General features: G+C 45.3%; 1 protein-coding gene. It reads left to right on the top strand.

The window, feature by feature from the left end:
- Positions 1-1,020: 1,020 nt before the first annotated feature.
- The coding region (locus GH681_RS23150) for a Rop family plasmid primer RNA-binding protein (RefSeq protein ID WP_153163845.1) at positions 1,021-1,105 on the top strand (85 nt) is incomplete at its 3' end.

The following is a 1,105-nucleotide window of genomic DNA, read 5'->3' as shown; positions in this document are numbered from 1 at the left end:
ACTCGATAATCTGCTGTGATTTTAGCGTCAGAGCACCACCCCCTTTGGCCTGGAAGGAATTAATCAAATCTAACACCTCATAACCCTCATGACGGCTAAAGCGCGTGGCATCTAGCTTAGTCATTCGTGGATTATCTCCTTGTACAGCCGTCCATGAGTAATCATGGTAATTCATATCAGATCTATTCATCTTTTCTCATCTTCGCCTGAATTATATACGTACATTACGACATAACATTAATAACTCAACAGCCTCATTTACCATAACGTCGCATTACGCGCACCGCTAAAACGCGCTGAACGCGATTCTGCCGCGAACACCGCAAAAAGAGATGTTTTACCAAGCGAAAACCGGAAAAATGCGTCAGGATCGCTTTCAGCTCACTGCATAGCTATGCATGAAAGTGAATGGCGATCGGTTTGGGCGCATACGGTGCCCATGAGACACATTTTCGGACATTTTCAGTTCGTGAATCCCTGACTCATTGCTACATATCTGAACAGACACCCCTAGCAGCGCCCCCAGGGGCGTCCTGTAAAAAAACACACCGCGCCGCTAGCAGCACCCCTAATATAAAATGATGTTTTTTATGAAAATAGTCAGTACCACCCCTAAAAAGCGGTGTTGGCGCAGCTACAACACCGCGCCGACACCGCTTTTTTAAATATCACAAAGAGAGCAAGAAGAACTAATTTGTCATAACTCTCTATTTATAAAGAAAAATCAGCAAAAAATTGTTTTTGCGTGGGGTGTGGGCATTTCAGGCATGAGAACAGACTCGCGTTTTTCCGGAGTATCAGCGGAATTATTGATTAAGAAACACTCGACGCAGAGCGAAATTTTATGCAACAGCGGCTGCACTGCACAGGGATTATTTATCAGTTGATATGCTGTGCCATGATACGTCCTAAAAAAACAGGACAGGATGTGCAATTGTAATACCGTCGCCCGCAACGTCTTACAATTACCACCTGGTCAGGGTCCACCCGACACCCGGTACTGACGGAGAACAACGGAAGGTGAACAAACAGCAACAAACTGCGCTGAATATGGCGCGATTTATCAAAAGCCAGAGCCTGACACTGCTTGAAAAACTGGATGCTC

Source organism: Zoogloea sp. 1C4 (assembly GCF_009469605.1).
In the GTDB taxonomy this organism is placed as follows: Bacteria; Pseudomonadota; Gammaproteobacteria; order Burkholderiales; family Rhodocyclaceae; genus Zoogloea; species Zoogloea oryzae.
This window is presented reverse-complemented; position numbering and strand designations above follow the sequence as displayed.